The sequence below is a fragment of the Mesorhizobium sp. CO1-1-11 genome, from assembly GCF_020164995.1.
Taxonomy (GTDB): domain Bacteria; phylum Pseudomonadota; class Alphaproteobacteria; order Rhizobiales; family Rhizobiaceae; genus Mesorhizobium; species Mesorhizobium australicum.
On record NZ_JAIUHE010000052.1, the window covers coordinates 2,501 to 6,178 of the forward strand.

Below are 3,678 nucleotides of genomic sequence, written 5' to 3' on the forward strand. Positions count from 1 at the left end.
GAGAAGATTTGTTCGAACTTCATGAGCCGCAAGGGTCATGATTTGTCGCAAGGGACGCTCAATCCCTTGCATATGATGGGCTTGCCTAACCGCACCCTCGAACCGATCTCGAGAAGCTGGTCTTTTTGTGCCAATGACATCAAGCCGGGTCCTGCACAGGATTTGGCTGACGCGACGATCTCTTCGAGATCGCGTGGCGACAATCCCTTCGGGATTGCGCGGATGCCGGTCCCGCAAGGGGGAGGCTGAAGCGATAATCCTTGGGATTGCGCGATGGGTATTGGCAATGAGAACGATCAAGTGTCTTAAGGGCAATTGGTGGATGCCTTGGCATGCACAGGCGATGAAGGACGTGATACGCTGCGATAAGCTACGGGGAGGTGCGAATACCCTTTGATCCGTAGATTTCCGAATGGGGAAACCCACCTAAGGTGCTTGGAAAATCAGAGTAGCATGAGCGACAATCTCTTCGAGATTGCGCTGGTGCTGCTGTGGTTTCCAAGTATCAGATATAGGTAACTTATCCTGAATACATAGGGATAAAGTGGCGAACGCGGGGAACTGAAACATCTAAGTACCCGTAGGAAAGGACATCAACCGAGACTCCGGAAGTAGTGGCGAGCGAACCCGGACCAGGCCAGTGGCGATTGAGAGACAAGCGGAACCTTCTGGAAAGTAGGGCCATAGTGGGTGACAGCCCCGTACGCGTAATGCAATCAATCGTCCTCGAGTAAGGCGGGACACGTGAAATCCTGTCTGAAATTGGGGGGACCACCCTCCAAGCCTAAGTACTCGTGCATGACCGATAGCGAACTAGTACCGTGAGGGAAAGGTGAAAAGCACCCCGACAAGGGGAGTGAAAGAGTACCTGAAACCGGTTGCCTACAAACAGTGGAAGCCCAAGGTTCGTCCTGGGTGACCACGTACCTTTTGTATAATGGGTCAGCGACTTAGTGTGACGAGCAAGCTTAAACCGCTAGGTGTAGGCGCAGCGAAAGCGAGTCTGAACAGGGCGTTCAGTTCGTCGCATTAGACCCGAAACCGAGTGATCTAGCCATGAGCAGGTTGAAGGTAAGGTAACACTTACTGGAGGACCGAACCCATAACTGTTGCAATAGTTCGGGATGACTTGTGGCTAGGGGTGAAAGGCCAATCAAACTCGGAAATAGCTGGTTCTCCGCGAAATCTATTTAGGTAGAGCGTCGACCGAATACCCCAGGGGGTAGAGCACTGGATGGGCTAGGGGTCCTCACCGGATTACCAAACCTAACCAAACTCCGAATACCTGGGAGTACTAGTCGGCAGACACACGGCGGGTGCTAACGTCCGTCGTGAAAAGGGAAACAACCCTGACCTACAGCTAAGGTCCCCAAGTTATGGCTAAGTGGGAAAGGATGTGAGGATCCCAAAACAACCAGGATGTTGGCTTAGAAGCAGCCATCATTTAAAGAAAGCGTAACAGCTCACTGGTCTAAATAAGGGTCTTTGCGCCGAAAATGTAACGGGGCTAAAGCCATACACCGAAGCTTAGGGTTTGGTCCGCAAGGGCCAAGCGGTAGCGGAGCGTTCTGTAAGCTGACGAAGCCATACCCGTGAGGGGTGGTGGAGGTATCAGAAGTGCGAATGCTGACATGAGTAACGTAAGGGGAGTGAGAGACTCCCCCGCCGAAAGACCAAGGGTTCCTGCTTAAAGCTAATCTGAGCAGGGTTAGCCGGCCCCTAAGACGAGGCGGAAACGCGTAGTCGATGGGAACCACGTTAATATTCGTGGGCTTGGAGGTAGTGACGGATCATTGAGGTAGTCCAATCTTATCGGATTGAACGGGCTGCTGCGTGGTTCCAGGAAATAGCTCCTCCTTATAAACCGTACCCGAAACCGACACTGGTGGTCTGGTAGAGTATACCAAGGCGCTTGAGAGAACTATGCTGAAGGAACTCGGCAAATTGCACGCGTAACTTCGGAAGAAGCGTGACCCTTTTCCACGCAAGTGGAGGAGGGTGGCACAGACCAGGGGGTAGCGACTGTTTATCAAAAACACAGGGCTCTGCGAAGTCGCAAGACGACGTATAGGGTCTGACGCCTGCCCGGTGCTGGAAGGTTAAGAGGAGGGGTGCAAGCTCTGAATCGAAGCCCCAGTAAACGGCGGCCGTAACTATAACGGTCCTAAGGTAGCGAAATTCCTTGTCGGGTAAGTTCCGACCTGCACGAATGGCGTAACGACTTCCCCGCTGTCTCCAGCATAGACTCAGTGAAATTGAATTCCCCGTGAAGATGCGGGGTTCCTGCGGTTAGACGGAAAGACCCCGTGCACCTTTACTATAGCTTTACATTGGCATTCGTAGTGGCATGTGTAGGATAGGTGGTAGGCTTTGAAACCTGGGCGCCAGCTCAGGTGGAGCCACCCTTGAAATACCACCCTTATCACTATGGATGTCTAACCGCGGCCCGTTATCCGGGTCCGGGACAATGTATGGTGGGTAGTTTGACTGGGGCGGTCGCCTCCTAAAGAGTAACGGAGGCGCGCGATGGTGGGCTCAGAACGGTCGGAAATCGTTCGCTGAGTGCAATGGCATAAGCCTGCCTGACTGCGAGACTGACAAGTCGAGCAGAGACGAAAGTCGGTCATAGTGATCCGGTGGTCCCGCGTGGAAGGGCCATCGCTCAACGGATAAAAGGTACGCCGGGGATAACAGGCTGATGACCCCCAAGAGTCCATATCGACGGGGTTGTTTGGCACCTCGATGTCGACTCATCGCATCCTGGGGCTGGAGCAGGTCCCAAGGGTATGGCTGTTCGCCATTTAAAGCGGTACGTGAGTTGGGTTCAGAACGTCGTGAGACAGTTCGGTCCCTATCTGCCGTGGGTGTAGGAATATTGAAAGGATCTGTCCCTAGTACGAGAGGACCGGGATGGACGGATCTCTGGTGGACCTGTTGTGGCGCCAGCCGCATAGCAGGGTAGCTATATCCGGACGGGATAACCGCTGAAGGCATCTAAGCGGGAAACCCACCTTAAAACGAGTATTCCCTGAGAACCGTGGAAGACGACCACGTTGATAGGCCGGGTGTGGAAGAGCGGCAACGCTTGAAGCTTACCGGTACTAATAGTTCGATCGGCTTGATCGTTCTCATTCCTAATACCCATTTGATGAAGTCAAATGGTCTGACCAGCGCTCACGCATGAGCGGCCCTTACGGGCCTATGCTCCGCGAGGGCGCCGGACGACCGGCGACGCGCAGTCGCGCTTGCGGGCTTTGCCCGGAAGCAAACTGCAAAGCATCGCCTTGGCGCGGAAAGACGGGCAACGGCACGGCCGGATGGCGAGCAGGTATCCCCTACTCACCATTCCCTACTGCCTAATCCCTAACCCAGCTTCTCGAATAACGTGCGTTTTGCCGACCTGGTGGTTATGGCGGAGCGGCTGCACCCGATCCCATTCCGAACTCGGCCGTGAAACGCTCCAGCGCTGATGGTACTTCGTCTCAAGACGCGGGAGAGTAGGTCGCTGCCAGGTCTGCAAAACGCACGTTCAAACTCTCATCCAATCGGATGACAGTGAAATCTTCTCTGCACTTCGTTCGATGCACGTCGTTGCCCCAAACCGCTAACACTTTTGGGCAACATGCATAAAGGCCCACCAAGGGATCCCGGGCCGCTCTAAGCGGCCCTTTCATTTGG

At 54.2% G+C, this 3,678-nt stretch carries 2 rRNA genes; both read left to right on the plus strand.

The features are described 5' to 3' along the window. Positions 1-294 precede the first annotated feature (294 nt). Positions 295-3,126 (plus strand): 23S ribosomal RNA (locus tag LB554_RS29345). Between the two features lie 273 nt (positions 3,127-3,399). Continuing rightward, positions 3,400-3,514 (plus strand): 5S ribosomal RNA (gene rrf, locus LB554_RS29350). The last annotated feature ends 164 nt before the right edge of the window (positions 3,515-3,678 follow it).